Source organism: Streptomyces sp. NPDC091412 (assembly GCF_044756885.1).
In the GTDB taxonomy this organism is placed as follows: domain Bacteria; phylum Actinomycetota; class Actinomycetes; order Streptomycetales; family Streptomycetaceae; genus Streptomyces.
In genome coordinates, this window is the sequence record NZ_JBIVTV010000051.1 from 1 (window position 1) to 5,244 (window position 5,244).

Annotated in this window: 5 protein-coding genes and 2 pseudogenes; 2 read left to right on the forward strand and 5 right to left on the reverse strand. The window is 67.3% G+C overall.

Annotated elements, in window-relative coordinates:
• Nucleotides 1–225: 225 nt before the first annotated feature.
• Nucleotides 226–747: a transposase gene (locus tag ACIQMV_RS39250; RefSeq protein ID WP_402597908.1), complete on the reverse strand. Its 522-nt coding sequence runs from the start codon at nucleotides 745–747 to the stop codon at nucleotides 226–228.
• Nucleotides 748–873: 126 nt separating this feature from the next.
• The gene (locus ACIQMV_RS39255) at nucleotides 874–1,332 is read right to left on the reverse strand and encodes a MarR family transcriptional regulator (protein WP_326800623.1); all 459 of its coding nucleotides are present in this window, start codon (nucleotides 1,330–1,332) and stop codon (nucleotides 874–876) included.
• Between the two features lie 63 nt (nucleotides 1,333–1,395).
• Here ACIQMV_RS39255 and ACIQMV_RS39260 point away from each other — a divergent pair, with 63 nt between their 5' ends.
• Entirely contained in the window at nucleotides 1,396–1,764 is a 369-nt protein-coding gene (locus tag ACIQMV_RS39260) for a VOC family protein (protein ID WP_326800622.1), read from the forward strand.
• A gap of 117 nt (nucleotides 1,765–1,881) precedes the next feature.
• Here the strand turns inward: ACIQMV_RS39260 and istB are convergent, their stop codons facing one another.
• Both istB and istA read right to left on the reverse strand, forming a co-directional pair.
• A complete protein-coding gene (istB, locus tag ACIQMV_RS39265) occupies nucleotides 1,882–2,676 on the reverse strand; it encodes an IS21-like element helper ATPase IstB (protein ID WP_402597910.1) in 795 nt (264 codons plus the stop codon).
• A pseudogene (istA, locus tag ACIQMV_RS39270) lies at nucleotides 2,673–4,303 on the reverse strand (IS21 family transposase). The gene istB and the pseudogene istA overlap by 4 nt, the downstream one beginning before the upstream one ends.
• A gap of 165 nt (nucleotides 4,304–4,468) precedes the next feature.
• Here istA and ACIQMV_RS39275 point away from each other — a divergent pair.
• Nucleotides 4,469–4,738 (forward strand): annotated as a pseudogene (locus ACIQMV_RS39275) (integrase core domain-containing protein); the annotation flags it as partial.
• A gap of 136 nt (nucleotides 4,739–4,874) precedes the next feature.
• Here the strand turns inward: ACIQMV_RS39275 and ACIQMV_RS39280 are convergent.
• A partial coding sequence (locus ACIQMV_RS39280) for an integrase core domain-containing protein (RefSeq protein ID WP_402597912.1) occupies nucleotides 4,875–5,244 on the reverse strand: 370 nt, incomplete at its 5' end.

Below are 5,244 nucleotides of genomic sequence, written 5' to 3' on the forward strand. Positions count from 1 at the left end.
AACGGGGCAACACGTTCCCACAGGTCATCAGGCACAAGATCATCCGACACTCGAAGAACTCTGCCGCCATCAAGCCCAACTGCCAAGCCCCACACACCAACTCATTCTGAAATGATCAGTAAGAGCCGCAACGGGTCTGCGGAGCTCACGTCGCGGAGAACCGGTGGTGAGGACCTGGCGACCGAGGCTCCTGAACCAGCAACATTGCGATCTACGGCTGGAATACTAGGCACGGGACTTGGTCGCGGAGGTCTTGGCCATCTTGAAGCGCCTGAGCATCTCCACGGGCCCATCGCCGGCCTTCGCGCTGGCCGTTGCCCGGCCGGTGACCACCGCGCGGGCGGCGGCCTCGGCGTCGATGGTTTCGGTCTTGCCCCGGCGACGATGGGTGGCCTTGTCGGGCTGATTGACCTCGAACACGGTGACGCCCTGGGCGCGGAGATGACGGCTGAGCGCGGCGCCGTAGGAGCCTGTGCACTCCACCCCCGCCCTGCTGAGGCGGCCCAGTGTGCGAGCCCAGGCCAGCAACTGCTCGTAGCCGTCTGCGGTCGTCGGGAAGCTCTCGCTTGCGACGAAGGCGCCCGCGGCTGTGACTACGGCAGCCACGTGGACGTCCTTGTGGGTATCAACGCCGAGGACTGGCTTTAACGGTTTGAGTTGGCCCCATTTTTCCGGCTTGAAGTGGCTCCACTCGAAGATCGGTTGGGCGGAGATTCCGGCTTGAAGTGGCCCCGGCTTCCGGGCCAAGTCGGCCCCGGCTCATCGCAGCAGAGGGTGTAGTCGGGGTCTGTCGGTTTTCGAGGTCGCCGACACGGATTTCAGGCTCGGCTGCACTCCTGTCCGAGCGCGGCGAGACGTGCGCCGCGGAACGAGCTATGCACCTTCGTTGTCACCGCGCAGGGAATGGATCATGCTCTGCAGGATCCGGAACGCGCCTGACTGCTCGGTCTCGGTCAGGCCGGCCAGCATTCTGGCCTCGACGGACCGGACGGCTGCGCTCGCCTTCTCGAGGCTTCGTCGGCCGCGAGGCGTGAGCCGCGTGGGAAGCACCTTCCCGACGGGTGCCTCCGCAGGCCTGGTCACGTAGCCGTCTCGTTCCAGGGCCTGGAGCAGCACGTTCATCGTCTGCCGTGTCACGAACGCGCCCCGCGCGAGCTCGGAGTTCGACAAGCCCGGTCGTTGCGCCAGCAGCTCGAGGCAGGAGTAGTGCGTCACGCTCACCCCGAGCGGCCGCAGCACTTCCTCCATGGCCGCGCGGAGGGCGCTCGACGCTTCTTTGAGCAGGTAGCCCAGTGACGTCTCCAGGTCGACGCCGACACCTTCTTGACTCATGTCAGTATTCTGACATAGTTTGCCGCATGTCAGAAAACTGACACGAAAACAAGGAGCGTCATCATGCCCGCCACCGGCCCCGACTTCATCTCGCTCCAAGTGCGCGACCTCGACGCTTCACAGGCGTTCTACGAGCAGTACCTGGGCCTCGTCCGCTCGCCGGCCGGACCTCCGCACGCCGTCGTCTTCGAGACGAAGCCGATCGCGTTCGCACTCCGCGACGTCATTCCCGGCACCGACCTCGCATCCGTCGCTCAGCCCGGCATCGGTGCCGCGATCTGGCTCCACGCCACCGACGTCCAGGCCATCCACGACGCGTTCGTCGCCGACGGTCACACCATCGTCTCCGCACCGATCGACGGCCCCTTCGGTCGGACCTTCACCTTCGCCGACCCCGACGGCTACCAGGTCACGCTCCACGACCGCGCTTGATCGACCAAACGCCACCGGACGATCATCAGCGGTTGCGCCCTGGGCTCGTGCGTGACGGTGCGGCTCCCCGCCACAGGTTTTGACATTGCTTCCCCGGGCTCGTCCCGTGCTCGCTCGCTATGACTGCTTGCGCGGTTCTTGCTGCTTGGCCTTCGTGCGGGCGAGCCGGTAGGACTCGGTGCCGGTTTCGATGATGGTGCCGTTGAAGGTGAGTCGGTCGACGATGGCCGCGCAGAGCCTCGGGTCGGTGAACGTCTTCGTCCAGCCTCCGAACGATTCGTTCGAGGCGATGGCCACACTGTTCTTCTCCTCCCTCTCGGTCAAAACTTGGAACAGCATCTCGGCTCCGCGGCGGTCGAGTTCGAGGTAGCCAAGCTCGTCAATGCAAAGCAGGTCGACGCGCCCGTAGCGGGCGATGGCCTTGGTCAGCTGTTTCTCGTCGGCGGCTTCGACGAGTTCGTTGACGAGCTTTGCGGCGAGCGCGTAGCGGACCCGGAAGCCGGACATTGCGGCGGCGGAACCGAGGCCGATCAGCAGATGGGACTTGCCGGTGCCGGAGTCACCGATCAAGCAGAGCGGCTCGCCCTTCTTGACCCATTCGCAGGTGGCGAGGTTGTTGATCAGGGCCGGGGTGACGTTCCGGTTGGCTGTGTGGTCGAAATCCGAGAGCCATTTCGAGCGTGGGAAGCCAGCCGTGCGGATCCGCCGCTCGGACCGGCGGCGGTCCCGGTCCTCGCACTCGGCCATCAGCAGCTCGGCGAGGAACCCTCGGTAGGACAGGTGCTCGCGCTCGGCGCGGGCGACGGTGTCGGCGAACTGAGCCCGCATCGTCGGTAGCCGCAGGACCCGGCAGGCGGTGTCGATCGCGGCGTCGGAGGCGGGCTCGGTCAGGGTGTGGTGCGGGCCGGTCATTGGGTTTCCCTTCCAGGACGGTGCAGGAGCTGGTCCCTGCGTTCGAGGGTGGGCAGGGGCCGCTGGTCGGCGGGAAGGCGGGTGGCCCGGCGCTCGGTCAGGCTGGGCAGCGGCAGGTCCGGCGGGGCGACCGGCTCGGGCAGGACGGTGGTGGCGGTGACGGTCGGGGACCGGCCCTCGGTCTCGGCGGCCTTGCGGGCTTCCACCGCGACACGTCCGCGGTGCAGGCACCGACCGCGAGCGCGGCACGGATCCCGGCGACCACATCGCGGTGCTGCAGGTGGCGGTGCAGCAACAAGACCTGAACCAGGGCCTTGGTGCCCTCGGACTCGCCGAGCGTGTGTTTGGCCGTGGACCAGAGCGCTTCGTGGGCGGGGGTGAAGGCGCCCTCGCGGCGAGCCTGATCGAGTGCCTCGGAGCCGGCCAGGGCGCCGGGTTTGGCCAGCAGGACTTCCAGGAAGTGGTCCAGGACCACCCGTTCGGCGCCCTTGGTGGTCAGACGGGGGTGGCGGGCGATCTCGGTGCGGCCGTGGAAGACCACGACCTCGCTCGAGCGCAGCAGAACGTGGACGGTGCGGCCGATGAAGCGGACCGGAACCGAGTAGCGGCAGACCCGGACGGCGACCATGCCATACCGGTCGACCCGCGGGTTCAGTGCAAGGCCGGTCTCGAAGGGAGCCTCGGGCAGGGGCAGTAGGAGCGGGGCTTCGCGGGCGAAGTCCTGGCCGATGGTGCGGATCCGCATCCCGATCCGCCGGTTCTCCTCGGCCTCCTCGAAGCCGGCGAAGGCGTCGTTGAGCTCGTTGAGGGAGTCGACGCGCGGGACCGGGGTCAGGTAGTTGCGGCGCCAGTAGCCCACCTGGCCCTCCACCCCTCCCTTCTCATGGGCCCCGCGAAGTCCCGGCTCGCAGTAGAAAGGAGTGATCGAGAAGTGCCTGCGGAAGTCCGCCCAGCGTGGATGCTCCTCGCGGGCACGGCTCCTGTGGATCACTCGGGAGACTGCCGGGGTGAGGTTGTCGTAGCGGATCTGACCGGCCGGGATGCCGCCCAGCGTGCGGAACGCGTGGACGTGTCCGTCGAAGAACGCCTCCTGCCCGCAGGACGCGGTGATGCGGTGTACGGCCCTGCCGGAGTAGGCGAGTCTGAACGCGAACACGAAGCACTTGGTGCGTTCGCCGGCCAGGTCCACCCAGGCTTCGCCGAAGTCGACCTCGGCGTCCATGCCGGGCTGATTGTGACGGATCACGAATCCCGCCGCCGGTGTCGCCCCCGCCGCCTCGGCGATCTCCTGCCGACGCCGGTGCACGTAGTCCCACACCGTCGAATAGGCGATGTCGGCGCCAGCCTCCTGCTGAAGTCGGCTCAGGATCCTCTTCACTGTGTGCCGCTGCTTCGGCGGAGCGTCCAGGTCGTGGAGCAGCCACTGGTCGATCGTCTTCTTGAACGGCTCCAGCCTGGGTGAATGCCGTCGCGGCGTCCGACGCGGAGCGGGCACGGTCGAGCACAGTGCCTCGCGCACCAGCCGGCGGTGGACCCGGTACTTGCGCGCCAACGCGCGGACCGACAGCCCCTGCTGCCACGAGTCCCGGCGGATCAGCAGGAACAGCTCTTCCTTCGAGGATGCCACCCGGCATCGCCCCCTCACGGCGACCTACCGCGAGCGTCCCAGCCACAGCTCCAAGGTGGGGCCAACTCAAGCCGGAACAACCCCCGAACGCTCCCGCGCGCCCCGCCGGTGGGGCCAGTTCGGGCCGGAAAAGCGGGGCCAGTTGAGACCGTTAACGCCACCGCGTTCCACTGGCACGTGCTCGACAAGGGCATCGCCCACACCTACATCAAGCCCCGCACCCCGCGGCTGAACGGCAAGGTCGAACGCTCCCACCGCATTGATGCCGAGGAGTTCTACCGGCTCCTCGATGGCGTCATCATCGACGACGCCGAGGTCTTCAACGACAAGCTGCGCGAGTGGGAGGACTACTACAACTACCATCGCCCCCACGGCGGCCTCGGCGGCCAGACCCCCTACGAACGCCTCAAGCAGAAGACCACGACCCGGGCGTAATCGATCAACGTCAGTGGCACAGCCCGTATCAGCCGATGTCGGATCCCAGCTGATGCCTGACGTTCTGGTCCCAGGTGATGCTTGACGAGGGGCCTAGACAACATGGGAAGCCCCGTGGGGCTTGTTCGCTTTCACGTTACGGACCGGGACGTCGGTCGTGCGCCGGATCACCGGGCTCCACCGGCACCGCTGCCGGGACCAGCTCAGGCAGGCCGGCCGGCACGGGCGACACTTCAACCGGATCCGGCTCCGCAGGAGGTGTCCGCTGCTGCGGCACCAACGCAAGCACTCCGGGGATCTTCAGGCCCAGGACGTCCCGCTCCTGCTCGGGAACCGGGGTGAACCGGTCCGCCGGAGACTGCATGTCCAGCGCCTGATGCGGACGCACAGAGTTGTATTCCCGCACCCACGCATCCAGTGCCGACTGAGCCGCCTCGATGCTCTCGAACGCACCGCAGTCGTCCAGGAGTTCACGCCGCAATGTCTGATGGAACCGCTCGACCTTG

Coding starts and splice junctions, on each gene's coding strand:
- ACIQMV_RS39260 (WP_326800622.1), top strand. CDS start 1,396: ATGCCCGCCACCGGCCCCGACTTCATCTCGCTCCAAGTGCGCGACCTC.
- istB (WP_402597910.1), bottom strand. CDS start 2,676: ATGACCGGCCCGCACCACACCCTGACCGAGCCCGCCTCCGACGCCGCG.
- ACIQMV_RS39255 (WP_326800623.1), bottom strand. CDS start 1,332: ATGAGTCAAGAAGGTGTCGGCGTCGACCTGGAGACGTCACTGGGCTAC.